Here is a 21,391-nt window from a genome sequence, read left to right as displayed (position 1 = left end):
TTATTTATTCTCTTTCCCTTCTTCTTTCAGCACCATCTTGTGTACAATGGAATTGATGATGGATAAACAGATGCTGAATAACAAGGCATACCAGAAGCCATCCACAATAAATCCTTTTACAAAATACGCATCGAGCAGGATGATACAGGCGTTGATCACAAAGAGGAACAAGCCCAGTGTAAAGATGGTGGCAGGTAACGTAAACAAAACGAGAATTGGCTTCACAACCGCATCGAGCAAGGCCAATACAAATGCCACCGCAATTGCAGTAAAGAAATGATTGATGCTGATGCCCGGTAACAGGTATGCTAAGACAAAAGCGTTAACAGCGGTAATAAGAACTTTTAAAACAAACTTCATACATCAATGATTTCTGATAAAGGAAAATAAAGATACTATTTACTACCAATGATTTTCTAAATTATATAAATGTAAAAACCGGCTTGCTTAATGGAAAGCAAGCCAGTTTTTATACATCTGTCAATTGATTTATTTGATGTTAAATGAAACCCGTGCAAATACAAACCTTCCGTTGAAACCCATTTGCTGTACACGACGGCTGTACATAAATCTTCCTAACGACATGTTGTTTGCATGTTTGTGCAGATCCTGGTATTCATCAAACAGATTATTTGCACCGGCAGTAATTATAAAGAACTTCCCTATTTCATAACTCACAGAAAGATCTGTAACTGTTTTTGGCGCAAACTCCTGGTCAAGTGTTTCACGTTGGTTATTATTGAATGCATTCATAGGGAATGCACCCGGGTTAGCAGGATTTATACTTGGATCGAGATAAGTTACTTTTCCAAAATAGGCCGTACGTAACATCACTCCTAATTTCCTGAACTTATAGTTCAACATAAAACTTGCTTTTGATTGCGGGTTTGCCACTTCAATACGGCTTTGGTCTTCACGGTTAAAATAATTACCGAGCTGGCCGCTGTTGATGAGTATCTGACTAGCTTTAATGATTGGTTTGCCATCTGCACCTTTACGCACTTCGTTCTGAATAAATGTTGCAGCAGCTGTAAAGCGGAATTTGTGTTCCCTTGCAATATTGAATGAATAATTCACTACAGCTTCTATTCCTTTGTTACGTGTATCAATGGCGTTGGTAAAGAAGTTTGCTGTTTGAGCGCCTGCTGCACTTAACAAAGCCTGCAACGCAGGATCGCTGCCTCCTGTAAAATTGTTGGTTAATACAATTCTGTTATCAATATTAATAATATAACCATCCACTGTTATTTCAAGACCCGTAAACGGCTTTGCTGTAATACCTGCACTATAGTTTCTGCTTGTTTCCTGTTTCAATTCCGGTATACCCAGAATTTTTGCAGGTGCACTACCATTTGGAAATGTTCCACTCTCGGTTGCAACTAATCCGCTAGGACCCGAAACAAACAAGGTGTTTGTTTTTGCATAAAAACGTTGCTGCATACTTGGTGCTCTAAAACCAGAACTGGCTGCTGCACGAATCGTAAACTTATCGGCAATCTTATAACGTGAAGCAAGTTTGTAATTCAACGTGCTGCCAAAGTCGCTGTAGTTTTCAAAACGCAAAGCGCCTTCCACCATCCATTCACGAGTGAAGTCCTGCTCCACATCTGCGTACAATGCAATGTTGTTTCTGCTGAATGTTCCTGCAAACGGAGGTGTAAAGCCTGCAAATACCTGTGCACCCGCTGCTGCACCAGAAGGTATATCGTAATTTCTGTACGATGATTCCTCACCTGCTTTCTGTCCGTATTGATCAACTCTCAGTTCCGAACCGAATGCCAGGTTCATTCCATGAAGTACATTAAAATTTCTGCTGAAATCGATATTGGAGGTAATCTGTTGAAACTTCAATTCACCTGCATTAAATTTTGTTTGTGCATTGGTTGGTGTTTGTACAGCAAACTGTGAATAGTTCACAGAATTATCTACAGTAAAACCGAATGTATTTACACCAAAGGTTTCGCTGAAGCTTGCATTCCATTGTCCCACTTTTCCTTCAAATGCTGCAGATATTGAATAATCCTGGATGTTTGTTTGAATGAGCGGAAGAAATCCTTCCGGATAAAGCTCTAATGCTTCACTCCTGTAGGTTGAACCTGCACCGCTGAATACAGAACTCGGGTATCGGTAGAAACCTGCAGCCTCTCCATTCTTTTTATTATATCCTCCAAACACATTTAAATTCCATCCACCGCCCAAAGGGAACTGGCTGTTGACCATCAAAGAACCACCTGCAATTTTAGAGTTTCCTATACGCATGTCAAACGTATTGCGGTTGGTGCCTCTTGCTGACATAATACTGTCGTCTTTATTTTGTCCACCAACTGACGGATAGATCTGTCCGGTGTATGTTCCGGTACGATTGCTGAAATCACGCAGGTTGTATTCACCACTAAAATTCATGTACCCTTGATTCTTGAATCCAATGCCATAATTCAACCCAGCCTGGAAGGCACCACCATCATTGACCTTTTGATCAGGAGCTTCACCTCTGTTTGTAATCTTGTACAAAGCATAATCTTTTGGATAAGCAGTAATGTTTTGACCATACGAAACACTACCGCCTAAAACTCCTGTATTTTTTTTCAGAACAATATTGATCACCCCTGCTATTGCATCACTACCATATTGTGCTGCTGCACCATCACGTAACACTTCTACACGTTCAATAGCGGTTACAGGAATTGCACTCAGATCTGTTCCAACCTGTCCACGGTTTACCGTACCATTTACGTTTACCAATGCACTTTGGTGACGTCGTTTTCCGTTGATCAAAACAAGTATCTGATCTGTTCCCAAACCTCTTAGTTGAGCAGGGTCCACATGATCAGTTCCATCAGCAATAGTTTGCCTGCTACTTTGAAAGGATGGCGCAACATAAGTAAGTATCTGGTTCAGATCTGTCTGCCCCACCTGGTTAGCAATTTGCGTGATGGGGATGATATCAACCGCAACCGGCGTTTCAGTTCTTGTTCTGCTAAGATTGCGGCTACCAACCACAACAATATCGGTTAACTGTTCTGTTGGTACCAGCGAAATTTCAAGTCCTGATGTTACAGAAGAAATAGCAATGTCTTTGCTTTCGTAACCAACATAACTGATGGTGATCGTTTTTGCCTGGTCAGAAACAGACAACGAAAACTCACCGGCTGAATTGGTACTTGTTCCTCCGGTTCCTCCTTTAACCACAACGGATGCACCTTGCAACGGTTGTTTTGTTTTGTTGTCTTTTACCGTACCTGTAATAACTTTTTGTGCCACAGAAAAGATGGGCAGAAATAATAACACGATGTAGAAAATTCTCTTGCTCATATGCATTTGCTTTAGTTGGTGAAATAAATGAGGGACGGAATAACAATGTGAATAGAGAGGGGCTCAGTTAAGGAGTTTCACACAGATAAGAAACAGTTAATTCCTTTATGAAATTTAAGCATTAATAACCAAAAAAAGATGGCTGGCTGTTATTTATTTTTCGATGGTAAAGAGCAGGTATCGGTGAACAGTATGCGTAAAAAACAAAAGCATCTTACATAGTAAGATGCTTTTGTTGATGATATTATAAAATAAGTTATACAACCACCAGCTCATAAAATTTCTCCGGATGTAAATATTTATTCGCCAGCTCCTGTAATTCCTTTGCTGAAATATTTTTGATGATGTTTACTGATTTATAAAAGTATTGTTCATCCAGTCCATTTAAGATTAAATTTTTCCAACGACCGATGATGTGAAAGGGACCATCAAGATCACCAAGAATTGTACCGATGAGATAATTCTTTACCAGTTGCAATTCTTCATCATCTACCAGTTCTTCACGCAGATCTTTCATTTCATTGTATATCTCAGTGATCGTTGCTTCGCTCACATCTCTTCCTGCTTCTGTGCTGATCATCCAAGCCGTAGTAGAAATATGATTGAGAATATAACTGTGAATACCATAGGTATAACCTTTGTCTTCACGGATATTACTCATCAACCTTGAACCAAAGAAACCCCCAAACAAGGTATTCAACACCTGCACGGGTTGAAAATCGGGATGATGACGATTCGGGAATGGTTGCGCCAAACGAATAGCGCCCTGCACACCATTAGGATCATTTGCTATTCTGTATTTCTTTTCTGCAGCAGGCATTACCGGGTGAATAATGGTTGGTATCTCTTTTTTATTCAATGGTAACTGGCCAATTGTTTTATTAAGCTCCTGTTCAAAATTTGCAGGCAATAAACCCGCTGCAAAAATGATACACTTGCCTTCGGTATAATATTTCTTATAATAATCCTGCAGTTGTTCCTGCTGCAATGCATCGTAATCTTCTTTGTTGCTGTACACGCCATACGGGTGATCTTTGCCAAACACATATTCATCGATCAAACGACCGGCAACAAAATCACACTTCTTCAAATTAACCGTTAAGCGTTGCTGCATGTTCTGTTTGTAAATATCCAGTTCGTGCTGCGGATAAATGGCATCAGTGATCATTTCAGCGATAACCGGCAAATGCGTTGCAAAATGACGATCGATACAATGCAACACAATGTTTGCAGTTTCATTATAACAACCACGGCTCAGGTGTGAACCATAGTAATCAAAATGCTCGTTTAACTGAAAAGCTGTTTTGCTTTTAGTTCCGTTCTTAATAAGATAATTCGTAGCTGCCGCTATATTGTTCTGCTGCTCAAACCAGTTTCCGGCGCTAAACACCAATTCAAGGCTCAACACTTCCTGTGTGCCTGCATTTACAGCATATACTTCCACGCCATTATCCAGTACATATTTATCGTAAGGTTTTAATTTAAGATCAAATTCGGTGGCGTCTTTTATAATTGGAGCTTGTAGTCTATTTAACATTCATTATAATTGTGGAGAGCGAAGGTAATTACTTTCTCAAAAGCCGTTTAAATTAGTTGAAATGCCCCGATTTAAAAGTCTGCTTTTCCTTAGCCTTGTTATTACTGTTGTAGTGGGTATTTCGTTAACGGCACTTTATCTTCTATTCGCCAATAACTATACAGAATTTCTCAGCTGGTTCTTAAACCGGATCCATAAACCCCATTTACTAAAATCAGCATCCTCTTTTCTGTCGCAACAACAGTTCCAGCTGTTGCGGATCGTTGCTGTTCTTTTTGCCGGCGCTGTTTTGCTTTTGTTGTTTATTATCTATAGAAAGCGAAACGTAATACTGGCAAGAATTACGTTGTTGATTGATGAGTCGGAATCGGTTCTCATGGGCTTTTCTAAAAACCTGGTGCCTGCTGACAAGTTTCACCGGGCTCTGTTCTTTTTTCTTGTTGGATTCTATCTTATCCGAACTACTGTTTCTATTATTTATTACCCGATAGATTTTGATGAAGCAGACACCTACATGCTTTTCAGCTCGCAAGGTCCATTGGTTGCTGCCACGTTTTATCCGTTGCCGAACAATCATATCCTGTTTTCAATTGTAACTTCTGTAACAAGCATGTTACCAATTGACCCGGTTTATGCCTTGCGTCTTCCGCTGCTGCCAATTGGCTTCCTGTTAATCATTTCAATGTTTGGCTTCTTAAAAAAACACTTTACTGATGCTGCCGCTTTACTTGGTCTGAGTTTTTTTATTGCTGCTTACCCTCTGTTCATTTACTCGTTTCTTGCAAGAGGTTATCTGCTCTTGCTTTTCTTTTACGTGATTGCGCTGTATGCTATTTTTGAACTGTGCTTTTCAAATGAGCATAAGAAAAGACACAGCTATTTGCTGATTCTTGCTGCAATAGGTGGGTTATACACTATCCCATCTTTTTTATATGCGTTGGCAGGTTTGTTCTTGTTTGCGTTTACAGCGATGGTATTGCAAAAAAAGAACGCTGCACTTGTTCGCTTTATCAAGAACGGATTTGTTATTGCACTGGTTGCAGCTATCTTATACCTGCCTGTACTAATATCAGTAAAATGGTCGCTGTTAAAACCATACATGACTCCGGTTTATGACAGAGCAAATACACTCAGCGTATTTACAACAACCTTTGGCTACCTGTCAAAAACATTTTTGTCACCCGTTAATCTGTTTGCAGTATTCTTCGGTTGCTCTTTTTTTATTGGTTCACTTTTTCTGTTTCGCAGCAAAAGACCGATCAACAAAGCGATTGTTATATTTGCGTTCATTCAACTTATCCTATGTGTGATTGTTTTTTTTCTTTTCCGGCAGCAGTTTCCGGCAAAACCATGGATGCATTTTACTGTGGTAGTTGCCTTTCTTGGTACAGCTATCGTCAACCATATGCTGGAAAAAACAAATATCCGTCCTGGTTTGCTTTTCCTTGCAATGATTTTATTGCTTGGCAGCGGAACGATGGCCGGTTATTTTTATAAAAAGGAAAATATTACTACAGGCTATAACATTGTGGCAAAACAATGTGAACAATTATTGATCGAAAAGAAAGTAAAAGAAGTTTATACAGGAATCCCTTATTATAAAACAATGATCGATTACTATGCACTTAAAAATAAGCTGCAGGTATCACTGTCAAACAGCCGAACAACGAGCAGGCTGTATGCTCCCTTCGATCCTCAAAAAAAATATGATCTTATTATCATCCCTCTTCAAGGATCGAAACTTCCGCCATTATTATATAACTATGATACAATCATACAGAAGCACAATACAGCAGTACTTTTGATAAAGAACTAACAGCTTCTTTAATTATTGCTCAGATAATACAACGTATTACTATTGCTCTCCTCAAATATTTTTTTACTTTCTTCCAGCAACTCCTGTGCAGTGATGCTCTGGTAACGCTGCAGTTCATCGTTCATCAGTTCTGCATCGCCTAATAATTCATAATATGCCAGGCTGTTTGCACGGCTCATCACACTCATATCTTCAAACAAAATAGTACTTTCTGTTTTGTTGATCACTTTCTGCAACTCTTTCTCATCCACCAACTCAGTCTTCATTTTTTCCACTTCTTCATTCACTGCCCGTTCAGCTTCCTGAATGTTTACCCCTTTCACCAGTTTGCCTTCAATGGTGAGTAAGCCATTATCAATACTTCCGAAGTGATAACATTCAATGCTGCTGAAGAATTTCTTTCCTTTCACCAGCGATTCATATAAACGGCTGCTGGCACCACCACCTAAAATATCCGTGATAAGATCGGTTACATAATAGCCACGCTCTAATCGTGATGGCATATGCCATGTTTTTACAAATGCATCAAGTGGTACGTCTGCTTTTACTTCCATGCGGCGTGCTTCCGTTTGTACAGGTTCCTTTGGTAACTGACGCACATATTTTTCTCCTGCAGGAATAGAGCCAAACCATTTTTCTGAAAGCTGCAACACTTTCTCCGTTTCCACATTACCAGCCACTACCAATATGGCGTTGGATGGTGTGTAATGCTTAAAGAAAAAATTCTTTACATCCTGCAATTGTGCTTCTTCAATATGCTTCAGCTCTTTACCAATCGTCATCCATTTATACGGATGTTGTTTGTAAGCCATCTCACGCATCTTGTGCCACATATCGCCATAAGGCTTGTTGAGATAATGTTCTTTAAATTCTTCACTCACCACTTTTCGCTGCACATCTAAACTTTTTTCACTGAACGCAAGACTCAACATACGATCACTCTCCAGCCAAAAAGCTGTTTCAAGATTTTCAGCGGGTAACTGGCAATAGTAATTGGTAAGATCGTTCGTTGTATAAGCATTGTTTTCGCCACCTGCCAATTGCAATGGCTCATCATAATCAGGAATATTGACAGAACCACCAAACATTAAGTGTTCAAACAAATGCGCAAAGCCGGTACGGTTCTCTTCTTCATCACGTGCACCCACATCATACAACACATTTACAACAGCCATGGGCGTGGCAAAATCTTTATGGATCAGCAGTCTTAAGCCGTTCGAAAGTATATAGCGTTCAAATTTGATCATAGTTCAATTGTAATACATAAATGAGTTGGTAAAATTCGGTAAAAAACAAATGGCGAAGCGGCTTACTTTAAAATACTTCCAATTTTTAACTCAAACATTTGTGGCAGTGCATTCCTGAAGATGAGGATGCGTACTTTTTGTCCGGGGTTTTGCAGCAATGCTTTGTATTGACTGATATTGTTGCTGAAATTGTTTTCAATACCAAAAATAATATCGCCGGGTATAAGCCCTGCGGCTTCAGCCGGCGAGCCCTGTTGAATTTCGGTGATCACTATTTTTCCATCAATAAAATAGTAATTCATGCCCGTATATGAATAATCAAATGCATCACGGATATGAGTATTAGGCGTAAGATGGATCAACCGCTCAGGATAGTTGAGCACAATATTGAACCTGCGCAACAGATCGCTGCCCAATAATCCTTTTATAGAAGGATATCCTAACACATTGATCGAATCGGAATACACATGCAATGGAATTTTTTTAAACTTGTATGGACCAATATTCATTCGCTTCAGTGTTGTGAGCCGCATATTGATCTTACCGATCAAACCTTCAACCTGTGTGTTTACCGATTTTCTTGTTTTGCTGATGAGAACACTGTCTTTTACAAACTGTTCTGCCAGCAGTAACGACAAGCCGGCCCCCGTATCAAAATAAAAATTCAACAGGTAAGAACGTTCATCCTGCACCAAATGCTGTGTAATGGGAATGGATGCAAAAGTTGGTTTTAAAAACGTACCACGTTTGGGATATTTATAAGAACCGGGCATGTACACACTCATCATGTGTTTATCGTAATCAAGTGCAACAATATACCTGCGCAGAAAAGAAAAACCAATAATACCATCTACCCGTAACCCATACACTTCGGTAAGTATCTGGTAATCGTTGATGTGAAAATCGAGATTCGCAACATCAAGACCGGGGAAATGCAGCGTACCGTTTTTATAATAGTTGATGTTTTTCGAACCGCCAATTCCCCTTACCGTTCGTTCACTTGTTTCAAGTGGAAGTTTGTAGTAAAGAGCAGTTGTTGTGTCGAGCGAAATACCTCCGCTGCCGGTATCTAAAATAAAATTGAGTGTATCGGGAAGGTCATTGAGTGTGGCATGCAGAATAATGATACCACCGGTAAGCTGCTCAAACTGGAAACTCGTGAGCAGGCGGGCAGGCGGGAAATCATCGTTTTGGGCCGACAATTTCAAGCAAAGCAACAGCAGGCATATCGTTTTTGCAATCTTCACCTCTCAATATTAATGGAAACTACTGGTACAGACAATCAAATTAGGATGAACGCTTCGTGGTTCGTAAAATATCCGGCCGTACCTTTGTGACCACAGATGAACGCAGTTAAACAAATGATGAACAGTTTTGTTCGCAAGTAACTGCAGCTCTCCACCGTGAATCATTTTTCAACTTGATGTACTATGAATCTGAACGATCTCTACCAGAAAGCCTCCAACTTTGAATTTTTAACCGTTGAAGAAGGAATGTTTCTTTTCCAACATGCACCACTCACCGAGCTGATGTTTGTGGCTGATGAATTACGCAAACAACAGGTGCCGCATGGTAAAGTAACCTGGCAGATCGATCGCAACGTGAACACTACCAATGTGTGTATTGCCAATTGTAAGTTCTGTAACTTTTTTCGCATACCAGGTCATGCAGAAGCATACATCACCGATATTGAAACCTATAAAAGGAAGATCGATGAAACCATCCGCTGGGGTGGCGATCAGTTGTTGTTACAAGGCGGACATCATCCCGAACTCGGATTGGATTTTTATGTGAACCTTTTCAAACAACTCAAAGAATTATACCCCAACATTAAGTTGCACACACTCGGGCCACCTGAAGTGGCGCATATCACCAAGCTGGAAAAAAGTACGCATCACGAAGTGTTGAAAGCATTGAAAGAAGCCGGTATGGATTCGTTACCCGGTGCTGGTGCAGAAATTTTAATTGATCGTGTACGTCGTTTGATCAGCAAAGGAAAATGTGGTGCACAGGAATGGCTGGATATTATGCACGAAGCACACAAGCTCAACATCACAACAAGCGGAACAATGATGTTTGGTCATGTAGAAACATTGCAGGAACGTTTTGAACATTTGGTGAAGATCCGTGAAGTGCAAAGCCGTAAACCCGAAGAGGCAAAAGGTTTTCTTGCATTTATCCCATGGACCTTCCAGGATGTAGATACATTGCTTGCAAAAATTCGTGGTGTACATAATTTAACTACAGCTGAAGAATATGTTCGCATGATCGCTATGAGCCGTATCATGTTACCGAACGTAAAGAATATACAGGCAAGTTGGTTAACAGTTGGAAAACAGACAGCACAACTTTGTTTACAGGCTGGTGCCAATGATTTCGGAAGCATCATGCTCGAAGAAAATGTTGTAAGTGCGGCCGGTGCACCGCATCGCTTTACGTATAAATCAATACAGGAAGCAATTCGTGAAGCAGGCTTTGAACCGCAACTCCGTAACCAACAATACGAGTGGAGAGAATTACCGAATGTGATTGAAGAACAGGTAGTGGAATATTGATAATATGGTTGATAGAAAAACCGATTACGTAGATTATTGCGGATTAAAAAGATAAGAACAGCCGATGCAATGCATCGGCTGTTCTGGTTAAAGGATGTTCATTTTTTAATCCTGATCAATCCCTTATTTTATCTTCAACGTATTATGAAAAGACCTGATTTTCCATTCATCACCATTACGTACAATAACCATTGAAACAGTTGAACCATTCTTCCCTGCTAACGGACCAACAGGCGCATCAAGTTCTGTGTTTGCATGAGCAATGATCGTGTTCTGATCAATCAATGTTGACTGCACTTGTTTGTAAACAACCTTACTGTCTTTGTAAATACTCATAAAAAGACCCTGATGTTCCTGCCCTAATTGCTGTGCTGTTGCGTTGGCATGCAATATTCCCCTGATATCTACAAACTCTGATGCTTCTGCAAAAGGAATAGAGAATTCTGCTCCGCTTGCATTGTTCCAACCACTTTCAAGGGTGTTGAGAATGTTATCTACAATCTGTTTTGTTTCCATTTTACTTATTGTTTTTCGTTTATGAATAGATTGTTTTCCGGTTATAATTGTTACAATGATTTATCTATTTTCACCACATCAGCCAATGCTCCTGTTCCTTTTACACCTGATGTAAATCCTGAATTCATACCATACTTCACTACGCCTTCAGTGCCACCAAGTGTACCTCCTTCACTTCCGTTTCCACCGGCTAAAACAAAAGGTGTATCACCAATTTTTACGGATGCTTTACCCATGACGCCTACATCACTAAACTCATTGTTGTTATCAAACGAAACATATACCATCGCTTTGATATCGGCACCACCGGTGTTTGCAAAAAACTTTGCTTTTGCACCCACACCTGCAGCAAGTGTGGTAGTTCCCGTTCTGAAATTGTGTTCGTAACTCGCCTGCCACAACTTTCCTACTTCAAGCGCATACTTACTGCAATCAGCTTTTATCTTGGCTACTTTCACATCTACTTCAATATTCAACCACGACGGACAACTGAGATCAAGGTTTCTCGAAGAAGCAATTAAACTATCGGCTTCAGCAGTGCTAAGACTTACACTACACTCCATTGGTGGATCTAAAAACTGTCCGCTTCCCCAGCATTGACCCAACACAACAAAATACTGTTGCAGGTTACGATACACCATAATCCTGTTTCCTGCACTTGGATCGAGTGAAACAATATTGATGAGATCGTTGAGATATTCTCTCCAAATGCCCAATGCACGTTTGCCTCTTTTTGTAACAAAGGCATTGTACTCTGCTACAAACGCATCCATGATAGGTTTTTTGATGTCGCAGCATTTTTTAATATACGCTTCGTATTCGCCATGTGTTGCACCAGCAGGCGCTTGCGGACATTCCACCGCCATCATTTTTGCATTGTAATCGTTCAACAATTGTTTAATGTGGTTGATATCAAGTTCGTTGAAGAATAATAGTTCTTCTGATGTATAGACTTCATGAAGATCTTTCAGCAATGCTTCCACATAGTCGGCATAAATGCCGGGCATCGCCTCACCATCTCTTTTTATTTCTTCAGGAGAAAGTTGCGCTTTGCTGTTCCAGTAAAGCATTTCTTCCATCACTGATTGACCAAATGCTTCGCCCTTTATTTTGGCTTCTGCTGTTTGATCTGTTGTTTCAGGTAATGATGGCACTTTAAAATTCTGGAAGGAGAGTTCGCCAAAATAATTACGACTGGGAATATTGCGTTTCTTACGAAGTTGATAAATATTAAATGCCTTGTCTTTACCACGCATCAATGCCATGGTACTTCTACGGTAAGCTACTTCCAATTCTTTTTCAAAATACTTCATCCCTTCTTCGTATTGTTCATAGAAGAATTTGATCATACCCATGCTTCGGTTGGCTTCCGGGTTTAACGGATCGTGTTGTAAACATTGTTTTAAAAAAAGTTCTGCCAAACCAATATCGCCGAGGCCGAGATAAGCTTGCCCCATATTGTTCAACAGCATGCTGTTGTTGGGATCGCTTTGTAATTGATTCATTAAAATAGGAATGGCTTTATGCTGAAAGCCCGTCATGTTCATGATGGCCGCAACATTGTTCCATCCTGTTTGATCGTTCACATCTTTTAATGCAGCTTCTATGGCAATAAGGAGTGATTGCTCAGGCTTATCCGCATAAAAAGTTCCTATAGCTGATTGTTGAAGTGTTTCTGCATTTTGTCCTGCTACAATTTTCTTCACCTCCTGCAACACTGTTGGTTTTACAACCGTTTCTATTTGTTGCTTTGTTGTACGCAACATATCGCTCAACTGAATTAATGTAGGCGGTTGTGTGGGTATAAGTGAAAGTCGCTTTACATCTTTTGGAGGCAGTTGTACTTTAAAATCAGGAAGCGTCATTTCATCTATCTTAAAATTCGCTTCCTGTGCAATCTGTTTTGCCTGCGCACTGTATTGTTTCTGCATTTGCTTTTTGTAAGCTTCCAGTTCTGCAGGGCTCATCTTCATCATCTTGTTCACGTCTGGCATTGTGGGCTTGGTTTGTGCAAATGCCGGTGAAATAGTGAGCAACAACAAGACGATCATTAAGGCTGTTTTCATCCGATTAGTTTTTGAGAACGTAAAAATAGAACCGGTGCTTGCGGTAAACAGCAGTATACTGCATCAATTGAATTTTCAAGCGGATGAATTGTAAGTGTATCAGATTAAGATTTGCAGCTGACTGGTCCCCGTTCACTTCGTTTCCATTATTTCCAACTAAACTTCTGTAAGAATAAATTACCTTAACGATAAATTAAAGAGCCATTAGTAAAGCAGGAGCTTTCCTGAACCATTCACATTCCTAACTAAACATTTGCATATGAGAAAAAATCAAACGCACTTTCGTGTACTGCTGTTTGTGTGCAGCACAATCATTTCAATTGCAGCCTCAGCGCAAGGAACTTTGCTGCTACGTCAGCCATCCGTGAGCAAACAACACATTGTATTTGTACATGGCGATGATCTGTGGGTGGTAGCCCGTGAAGGCGGTGATGCACGCAGATTAACAAGCGCCGTGGGTGCAGAAAATAATCCACGCATCAGTGCCGATGGAAAATGGGTAGCATTTACCGGGCAATACGATGGTAATACAGATGTGTATCTCGTATCGATTGACGGTGGTGCACCAAAACGTCTTACCTGGCATCCAACACCCGATCTTGTTCAAGGCTGGACAGCTGATGGCAGCAAGATCATTTTCACATCCGACAGGATGGGTTACCCAACAGCCAACACAAAATTTTATACGGTTGCAACAACTGGTGGTACACCTGAACCAATGATCCTGCCGTTTGGTTTTGTTGGCAGTATGAGTGATGATGGAACTATGATGGCGTATCAACCGCATCGTTTTTGGGATCCTGAATGGAGAAATTATCGTGGCGGACAGGCACAACCCATCTGGATCTTTAACATGAAAACACAGGAGACAACAAAAACCATTCAGGGTGACAAAGAGCGACACACAGCACCTGTTTGGGACAATGGCATTTTATATTTTCTTAGTGAACAGGATTATGCAAACAATGTATGGTCGTACAATCCAAAAACAAAAGCGCAGAAGCAACTCACCTTTCATAAAGATTATGATGTAAAAAATTTATCAGCAAGCAACGGCGTTTTGATTTATGAGCAAGGTGCACGTTTGCACAGTTATGATATTGCAACAGGTAAAACAAAACCATTAACCATCAATGCCAACGGCGATCTTAACTGGGGCCGTGCAAGATGGAATAATATTTCAGGTGCGCAACTTACCAATGCAAGTCTTTCACCAACGGGTAAAAGAGCCTTGTTCGAACATCGTGGTGAAATTTTTTCCGTACCAAAGGAAAATGGCGACTGGAGAAATATTTCCCGCACTACGTATGCTGCTGACCGTTATCCTGCATGGTCGGCTGATGGACAGAAGATCGCCTGGTTCTCTGATGCAAGTGGCGAATACCAATTAATGGTTGGCGCACAGGATGGATTGGGAACGCCAAAAGCATATCCCATCCCCAATAAAAAATTCTATTACTATCCGGCATGGAGCCCCGATGGAAAATACATTGCGTTTACTGATACCGATTATAATCTCTGGAACTTAGATCTTGCCAGTGGTAAAGCAACATTGGTAGCTACTGACAGGCTTGCACATCCTAACAGAACATTACATCCTGTATGGAGTCCGGATAGTAAGTGGATCGCTTATGTGCAGATCATGGAGAACCAATACAAAGCTGTAAAAGTTTATAATGTTGATGAAAATAAAAGCACTGCCATTACTGATGGTTTGAGTGATGCGATCAGTCCGCAGTGGGATGAAAGCGGAAAATATTTATACTTTTTGGCAAGTACCGATTATGCATTAAGCACGGGTTGGTTAGATATGAGCAGTTACAATTATCCTGTTACACGTGCATTGTACATGGCTGTTCTTTCGAAAGAAACAGCCAATCCATTCGAACCAAAAAGTGATGAGGAACCAACAAAACCCGGCGAAGAAAAACCTGTACTTACAACTAAGAATACTGGCGATACAGTAAAACCTGTTGTAACAAAACCAACCGGCGTACGAGTGAAGATCGATTTTGATGGTATTGATCAACGCATAATTTCTGTAAACATTCCGGTGCGTGATTACCAGGATCTCGTTGCCGGACCAGATGGACATGTGTTTATTGCAGAAGCCATCGCCAATGAAAATGGGTTGGTATTACATCGTTACAGTATCAAAGACCGGAAAGCAATTGAATTCCTGCGAGGTATTTCTTTTGCATCGTCCAGCTTCGATCGAAAAAATTTGTTGTACAGCAGTGGCCCATCGTGGTTTATTGTAAATACAGTTGCAGGTGCACCTCGGCCTGGCGATGGCAGATTGCAGACAGATGCAATGAGAGTGTATGTTGATCCTGCAAAAGAAGCAGAGCAGATCTTTAAAGAAGGCTGGCGCTATCAACGTGATTTTTTATACGTCAACAACACACATGGTGCACCGTGGGATAAAGTATATGATTGGTATCAACCTTGGTTGAAACATGTAAAGCATCGTTCTGATCTTAATTACATCATTGATATTTTAGGTGGTGAAATTGCAGTGGGTCACTCGTACACATCGGGTGGCGATTTTCCGCAAGTATCAACCATTCCTGTTGGATTGCTGGGTGCTAACTACGCAGTTGATAAAGGTTTCTTCAAGATCACAAAAATATTTACCGGCGAAAACTGGAATCCTGAATTGCGTTCGCCATTAAGTGGTCCGGGTATGAACGTAAAAGAAGGTGAGTATCTGGTTGAAGTAGATGGACGACCGTTAACTGCAGATATGAATTTGTATAGTTTGTTTGAAGGCACTGCCAACAGGCAAATTAAAATTCGTGTGAACAATAAACCATCGTTAGAAGGAGCAAGATCAATTACAGTTGTACCCGTTGCAAATGAAGCAGGATTGCGTTCAAGAGCATGGGTAGAAGCCAACAGAAGAAAAGTAAATGAACTATCAGGTGGCAAGCTTGCATATGTGTATGTGCCTAACACAGGCAATCCCGGTTATACTTCTTTCAACCGTTATTATTTTGCACAACAGGATAAACAGGGAGCTGTGATAGATGAACGAAATAACGGTGGCGGATCTGCAGCTGATTATATGATCGATGTGATGGGAAGAAAACTACAAGGCTATTTTAACAACCGTGTGGAAGGACACAAAGTATCAACTACACCAATGGCAGGTATCTTTGGGCCGAAAGTGATGATCATCAATGAGAATGCGGGATCGGGTGGTGATCTGTTGCCTTACATGTTCAGGAAAAGTAAGCTTGGTCCGTTAGTGGGCACACGCACCTGGGGCGGCTTAGTTGGTACATGGGATACACCTCCGTTCATTGATGGTGGAAGAATGGTTGCACCACGTGGCGGCTTCTTTGATACCGATGGTAAATGGGCAGTAGAAGGAGAAGGTATTGCTCCCGATATTGAAGTGTTCTATGATCCAAAAGCATTGATCGAAGGAAGAGATCCACAACTTGAACGTGCTGTACAGGAAGCATTGAAGTTATTGAAGACAGAAGGGGTCGAATTGAAAAAAGAACCTGCAGCGCCGATACGTTACAAACGACCATCGTAATCGTTATAAAGCATTGTTTAAAAATCCCCTCTTCGTTAGAGGGGATTTTTTTGTATCGTTTACTTTCTTCTTAATTTTATTTCTATGCTTACAGAAACACTTGCAACCATCTTTCAAAGGGATCTAACAAAACTCTATTCCGAAATTGAACAATACAAAAGCGAAGACAAGCTTTGGGTAACAGAACGATCAATCGCTAATTCAGCCGGTAATCTTTGTCTGCATTTAGTGGGGAATCTCAAAACTTATATTGGTGCCGAGCTTGGTGGTTATGCTTATACACGAACCCGTGATCTTGAATTTTCATTGAAGGATGTACCAAAAGCAGAATTGCTTGCAATGGTTGCTGAAACAAGAACCATTGTAGATGAAACATTACGCAAGCTTCCCGCAACTACGTTGCAGGATGAATATTCCATGTTGGTATTTGCAGAAAAAACATCAACCGAATTTTTCCTTGTTCATCTCGCCGCACATTTAAGTTATCACCTTGGTCAAATTAATTATCACCGGCGTTTGCTGGATGTGCAGGAATGATGCACAAAGATTTTTATCTTGTACTACTAATCATATCTCATGCTAAGCCTCATCAAAACAAATTCCGATAGCAGCGATTTTCGTTCGCTGGTTGTTGCACTCGATGCAGATCTGCAGGCACGCTATGGCGAACAGCAATCGTTCTTTTCACAGTTCAATAAGCTCGATCATATTCATCATGTAATTATTGCGTATGAAAACAATAAACCGATCGGTTGTGGCGCATTTAAAGAATATGAGCTGGGAGTGGCTGAAATCAAGCGTATGTATGTAAAACCCGAACTGCGTGGCAAAGGCATTGCTGCCGAAATACTAAATAACCTTGAGCAGTGGGCGAAAGAAGAAGGTTTTAAGACCTGCATTCTCGAAACTGCCATTAAGCAACCCGAAGCCATCAGGCTATATGAAAAATGTGGCTACACCCGTATTCCCAATTACGGACAATACATTGGTGTGGAGATCAGTTTGTGTTTGCAAAAAGAACTAAATGCTTAAACCATTTGTATTTTATTTGAACACTGTTTATAACTTGTCTTCATTTCTAACCAATAAACTAAAAACATGAAACACTTTCTGCTCGTTACCTTTTCGGCAATTTTTTTGGCTGCATGTTCAAGTAACACTGACAAAACCGAAGATGCCACAACCGATACAACAGCAGCTCCGGTTTCAACTATTACAGGCGATAACAGCATGAACTCACTTGATTGGGCGGGAGTTTATAAAGGAACAGTTCCTTGTGCAGATTGTGAGGGTATTGAAACAACCATCACGATTGCTAATGATTCAAGCTATGTGCTTTCGCTGAATTATCTTGGTAAAAAAGGAGCAGCGCCAATTGAGAAAAAAGGAACATTTAGCTGGAATGCAGCCGGCAATACCATCACACTTAACGGCATTACTGATGGTGCCAATCAATACCTCGTTGGAGAAAACAGGTTGATACAGCTTGATCTGAACGGCGAACGCATTAGCGGCGATCTTGCAAAAAAATACGAGCTGGGCAAACAATAGAAATCGTACAACATGCAACTGTAGCTGTTTTTACGCAGTCTGTAAGAGTGTCAATTAATAATAAATGAACAAACAACAAACCTCTCTCTTATTCTGCCTGGCAATGGATGCAGTGGGTTATGCCACTTATGCATTTCCTTTTCTTGGTGAGTTTGGTGATTTGATCTGGGCACCAATCTCTGCGCTTATTTTCTTCCGCACATTTGGTGGCTGGAAAGGTGCTTTTGGTTCGGCCTTTAACTTTGTTGAAGAGCTGTTACCATGGACCGATTTTGTTCCCAGCTTTACGCTTATGTGGGCATGGAATTATTTCGGACGAAAGAAAACCAGTATTGCAATTCAACCTGCCAGATAAAACAAACGTCGCACTTTTGGTGCGACGTTTTTATTTTAGTTCTTATTGGTTCCATACCGCCATGGATCGTTTGTATCTTTCGTGGGACGCATATCTTCATCTTTCTCCTTATCATATACACGCAGGTAAATGGTCCATTCAAAATTCTGGTACTCCGCAACAAGATCGATCACCAGTTTGCTGAATTCACCTGTTACATCATTAATATGAAACTGGTTACTCCACAAACGCAATTCTTCTGATGGTGCACTGTAAGTACCACTTGCTGTAATACTGTTGTTTGCTCCTTTGCTGAAAAGCGATTTGCCTAAGATATCATTGTAGTAAGCTTTGTATTGCTTTTGCATTTCTTTTGTTTCTTCCGTTACCAGGAGTTTTGCTTCCCACAGCCAGTTAATTTTTTTATTGGCCGGGTAACCAAGAATTTTTGTTTCAACCGCACCCTTCAGTTCCACTTTCGAGCTATACTCAATCACACTGGGGTCACCCTGGTTCTGTGTGCCTTTGATCAATGCAAATTGATTGGGATAATCGTTAATTACTTTTTCTAGTTGCGGCCGGATGGTGGTGAGAGTGTTCTTCGTTTGTGCAGATGAAAAGAAAGCAATCAGGATAATTGCTGATGATAGCATTAGTTTTTTGGTCATGGATAGAGATTTGATTGCAATATAGTAAAACAAATCTTTTTATCATAGTATCCCGGGTATCAGTCTTTTTACTCTTTTCATATAGTCCTTGTATTGATCACCAAAAACATGAATCAGTTTTTTTTCTTCAAGCCACATACCAATAAAAAGATAAGCGATCATCAACAATAATAAATACCAGTTTTTATAGAATGGAAAAGCAATACAAATACCGATAAAGAACAATAGTGTGCCGCTATACAATGGATGACGCATGTATTTATGCAGTCCTTTTATCTGTAAAGGCATGTGTGTCTCTTTCGTTAATCCAAGAAAAGAAGAAAGCTCGTATTCTGTTGCTGATTGAATCATAATTGCCAGACCAGCCAGCGCCAAAACCGCACCGGCAACTACAACAGCTGTTGTGCTTTCATAAAGTGGTGGGCACACAAAACGAATCTGAAACCATAGCAAACCAAGCAAAGCTGACAGATTAATGAGGTTGTAAACAAGCCGGTAGGCCTGTTTTGAGATGCCGGAAACGCTTTGAAACCAATGCTTTACATGCTCTGCCGCCAACAAACTATGCAGAACAAAATACAAAGCCCATAATGAAAGCAACAAGATCATATTACGAATGTAGTAGGAATATTACACAGAAACCCGTAAAAATAACAGGTGAAAAAACATTGTTTCTACGCTTGCAAACAAAAGAAAGCGTTTATACTTTTATAGCCTTAAATCCAATCGTTATGAAAAAGAACCCTACTGTACGTAAAAGCTCTTCTGTTCTTCAGTCAATTAAACAGATTGTTCATTTGCTGGTTGAATCTTTTGAATCACCACAGACAAAGCAATTTAAACGTTGGAAAAGTTATGTAGCTGAATAATATGAATGAATTTTACTCTTGAAAGCCATAAACGCTGCGAGTGTATGGCTTTTTTTATGCGTTGAACTTTCCCATTACTTTTTCCATCTCGGCTCTAATTTCGATGTTGCAGAGATTACCAATACTTCCTTCGTGTGTATGATGTAATTGTTGCAGATCGTATTCAAACTCCCCTTTGTTGATGGCGTTACCTACCTGCTGATACGCCTCACGGAATGGGACACCTTTATTCACCAGTTCATTCACTGCTTCCACACTAAAGAGATATTTATACTTTTCATCCGTAAGAATATTTTCTTTCACCTTCATGTTGCTGAGCATGACCTGCATTAATTGCAAACAAGCTTTCAGTTCTTCAATAGCAGGGAAGAGAATTTCTTTTGTCAACTGCATATCACGGTGATAACCGGAAGGAAGATTGTTGATGAGTAAGGTTAATTCGTTCGGGATCGATTGAATGCGGTTGCACTTTGCACGGATGAGTTCAAACACATCCGGATTTTTCTTGTGCGGCATAATGCTGCTGCCTGTTGTCAATTCATCGGGGAACGAAAGGAAACCAAAATTCTGGTTCATATACAAGCAACAATCCATTGCCAGTTTGCTGAGCGTTGCTGCAACAGAGCTCATGCCAATGCTTGTTACTTTCTCTGTTTTACCACGGCTCATTTGTGCATATACACTGTTCCAGTTAAGTGTACCGAACTGTAATAATTCTGTTGTACGTTTTCTGTTGAGCGGAAATGATGAACCATAACCAGCACCGCTGCCCAATGGATTTTTATTGGCCACCTGGTATGCTGCTGCTAATAATTCAAGATCATCAACCAGGCTTTCAGCATATGCGCCCAACCACAAACCAACGGATGACGGCATGGCAATTTGCAAGTGTGTATAGCCGGGCAATAAGGTATTCTTATGCTGATCGCCTGTTTTGATCAACAGATCAAACAGGTTTTTTACTTCGTCTTTGATGTGATTGATCTCTGCACGGAGATATAATTTAATATCAACAGCAACCTGGTCGTTACGACTACGGCCGCTGTGAATTTTCTTTCCTACATCACCGATCTTTTGTGTAAGCAAGTATTCAACCTGTGAGTGTACGTCTTCAATACCTTCTTCAATGATGAAAGAGCCGAGCTCAATTGTTGCAGCAATTTCTTTTAAACCATTTACTGCCATCTCTGCTTCTTCATTGCTCATCAAACCCACTTCGCCCAACATGGTAGCATGTGCAATGGAACCCTGCACATCATACTTCGCCAACAGCAAATCAAATTCTTTATCACGACCAACGGTGAATTGTTCTACCAATGCGGATGTGCTGCTGTTTTCTTTGCTCCAGAGTTTCATAACAAATGCTTTCGGCT

The 21,391-nt window shown here is 40.5% G+C and carries 18 protein-coding genes; 8 read left to right on the top strand and 10 right to left on the bottom strand.

From position 1 onward, the window contains the following. From VK159_RS08530 to VK159_RS08520, 3 genes are all read right to left on the bottom strand, one after another. Positions 1 to 360 carry a phage holin family protein gene (locus tag VK159_RS08530; protein ID WP_182802888.1) on the bottom strand — a complete coding sequence of 120 codons (360 nt, stop codon included), beginning with the start codon at positions 358 to 360 and terminating at the stop codon, positions 1 to 3. Positions 361 to 489: 129 nt separating this feature from the next. Beyond that, positions 490 to 3,312: a TonB-dependent receptor gene (locus VK159_RS08525; protein ID WP_324229705.1), complete on the bottom strand. Its 2,823-nt coding sequence runs from the start codon at positions 3,310 to 3,312 to the stop codon at positions 490 to 492. 256 nt (positions 3,313 to 3,568) lie between these two features. Then, the gene (locus VK159_RS08520; RefSeq protein WP_324229704.1) at positions 3,569 to 4,849 is read right to left on the bottom strand and encodes a pitrilysin family protein; all 1,281 of its coding nucleotides are present in this window, start codon (positions 4,847 to 4,849) and stop codon (positions 3,569 to 3,571) included. 61 nt (positions 4,850 to 4,910) lie between these two features. Here VK159_RS08520 and VK159_RS08515 point away from each other — a divergent pair, with 61 nt between their 5' ends. After that, positions 4,911 to 6,665 (top strand): hypothetical protein, encoded by a 1,755-nt coding sequence (locus VK159_RS08515; protein WP_324229703.1) that lies wholly within the window; start codon positions 4,911 to 4,913, stop codon positions 6,663 to 6,665. A gap of 8 nt (positions 6,666 to 6,673) precedes the next feature. On the opposite strand, the gene VK159_RS08510 is transcribed toward VK159_RS08515, so the two are convergent. Together VK159_RS08510 and VK159_RS08505 are read right to left on the bottom strand one after the other, a co-directional pair. Further along, positions 6,674 to 7,912: a pitrilysin family protein gene (locus VK159_RS08510; RefSeq protein WP_324229702.1), complete on the bottom strand. Its 1,239-nt coding sequence runs from the start codon at positions 7,910 to 7,912 to the stop codon at positions 6,674 to 6,676. 62 nt (positions 7,913 to 7,974) lie between these two features. Next, entirely contained in the window at positions 7,975 to 9,159 is a 1,185-nt protein-coding gene (locus VK159_RS08505; RefSeq protein WP_324229701.1) for an aspartyl protease family protein, read from the bottom strand. A gap of 183 nt (positions 9,160 to 9,342) precedes the next feature. Here VK159_RS08505 and mqnC point away from each other — a divergent pair, with 183 nt between their 5' ends. Next, positions 9,343 to 10,467, top strand: a complete 1,125-nt coding sequence (mqnC, locus tag VK159_RS08500) for a cyclic dehypoxanthinyl futalosine synthase (RefSeq protein WP_324229700.1) — start codon at positions 9,343 to 9,345, stop codon at positions 10,465 to 10,467. 123 nt (positions 10,468 to 10,590) lie between these two features. On the opposite strand, the gene VK159_RS08495 is transcribed toward mqnC, so the two are convergent. Both VK159_RS08495 and VK159_RS08490 read right to left on the bottom strand, forming a co-directional pair. Next, positions 10,591 to 10,983, bottom strand: coding sequence for a hypothetical protein (locus VK159_RS08495; protein ID WP_324229699.1), 393 nt, complete (start codon positions 10,981 to 10,983; stop codon positions 10,591 to 10,593). 50 nt (positions 10,984 to 11,033) lie between these two features. After that, on the bottom strand, positions 11,034 to 13,049 hold the full coding sequence (locus tag VK159_RS08490) for a hypothetical protein (protein WP_324229698.1): 2,016 nt from the start codon (positions 13,047 to 13,049) through the stop codon (positions 11,034 to 11,036). A 259-nt stretch (positions 13,050 to 13,308) separates the two neighbouring features. Between VK159_RS08490 and VK159_RS08485 the strand changes: the two genes are divergently transcribed. From VK159_RS08485 to VK159_RS08465, 5 genes are all read left to right on the top strand, one after another. After that, positions 13,309 to 16,596, top strand: a complete 3,288-nt coding sequence (locus VK159_RS08485; protein WP_324229697.1) for a S41 family peptidase — start codon at positions 13,309 to 13,311, stop codon at positions 16,594 to 16,596. 84 nt (positions 16,597 to 16,680) lie between these two features. Then, the gene (locus VK159_RS08480; RefSeq protein WP_324229696.1) at positions 16,681 to 17,133 is read left to right on the top strand and encodes a DinB family protein; all 453 of its coding nucleotides are present in this window, start codon (positions 16,681 to 16,683) and stop codon (positions 17,131 to 17,133) included. A gap of 39 nt (positions 17,134 to 17,172) precedes the next feature. Beyond that, positions 17,173 to 17,628, top strand: a complete 456-nt coding sequence (locus VK159_RS08475; protein WP_324229695.1) for a GNAT family N-acetyltransferase — start codon at positions 17,173 to 17,175, stop codon at positions 17,626 to 17,628. A gap of 66 nt (positions 17,629 to 17,694) precedes the next feature. Continuing rightward, complete coding sequence (locus VK159_RS08470; protein WP_324229694.1) at positions 17,695 to 18,147, top strand: copper resistance protein NlpE; 453 nt, start codon at positions 17,695 to 17,697, stop codon at positions 18,145 to 18,147. 64 nt (positions 18,148 to 18,211) lie between these two features. Next, the gene (locus VK159_RS08465) at positions 18,212 to 18,502 is read left to right on the top strand and encodes a hypothetical protein (RefSeq protein WP_324229693.1); all 291 of its coding nucleotides are present in this window, start codon (positions 18,212 to 18,214) and stop codon (positions 18,500 to 18,502) included. 35 nt (positions 18,503 to 18,537) lie between these two features. On the opposite strand, the gene VK159_RS08460 is transcribed toward VK159_RS08465, so the two are convergent. Beyond that, positions 18,538 to 19,149, bottom strand: coding sequence for a hypothetical protein (locus VK159_RS08460; RefSeq protein WP_324229692.1), 612 nt, complete (start codon positions 19,147 to 19,149; stop codon positions 18,538 to 18,540). A gap of 42 nt (positions 19,150 to 19,191) precedes the next feature. Beyond that, positions 19,192 to 19,758, bottom strand: coding sequence for a methyltransferase family protein (locus VK159_RS08455; protein WP_324229691.1), 567 nt, complete (start codon positions 19,756 to 19,758; stop codon positions 19,192 to 19,194). Positions 19,759 to 19,880: 122 nt separating this feature from the next. Between VK159_RS08455 and VK159_RS08450 the strand changes: the two genes are divergently transcribed. Further along, complete coding sequence (locus VK159_RS08450) at positions 19,881 to 20,018, top strand: hypothetical protein (protein WP_324229690.1); 138 nt, start codon at positions 19,881 to 19,883, stop codon at positions 20,016 to 20,018. Positions 20,019 to 20,072: 54 nt separating this feature from the next. On the opposite strand, the gene argH is transcribed toward VK159_RS08450, so the two are convergent. Continuing rightward, positions 20,073 to 21,374 (bottom strand): argininosuccinate lyase, encoded by a 1,302-nt coding sequence (gene argH / locus VK159_RS08445; RefSeq protein WP_324229689.1) that lies wholly within the window; start codon positions 21,372 to 21,374, stop codon positions 20,073 to 20,075. Between the last annotated feature and the right edge of the window lie 17 nt (positions 21,375 to 21,391).

Origin of the sequence: Lacibacter sp. (assembly GCF_035299325.1) — a bacterium.
Classification (GTDB): domain Bacteria; phylum Bacteroidota; class Bacteroidia; order Chitinophagales; family Chitinophagaceae; genus Lacibacter.
The sequence above is the reverse complement of the archived record's forward strand: the minus strand, read 5'-3'. Positions and strand labels throughout refer to the sequence as shown.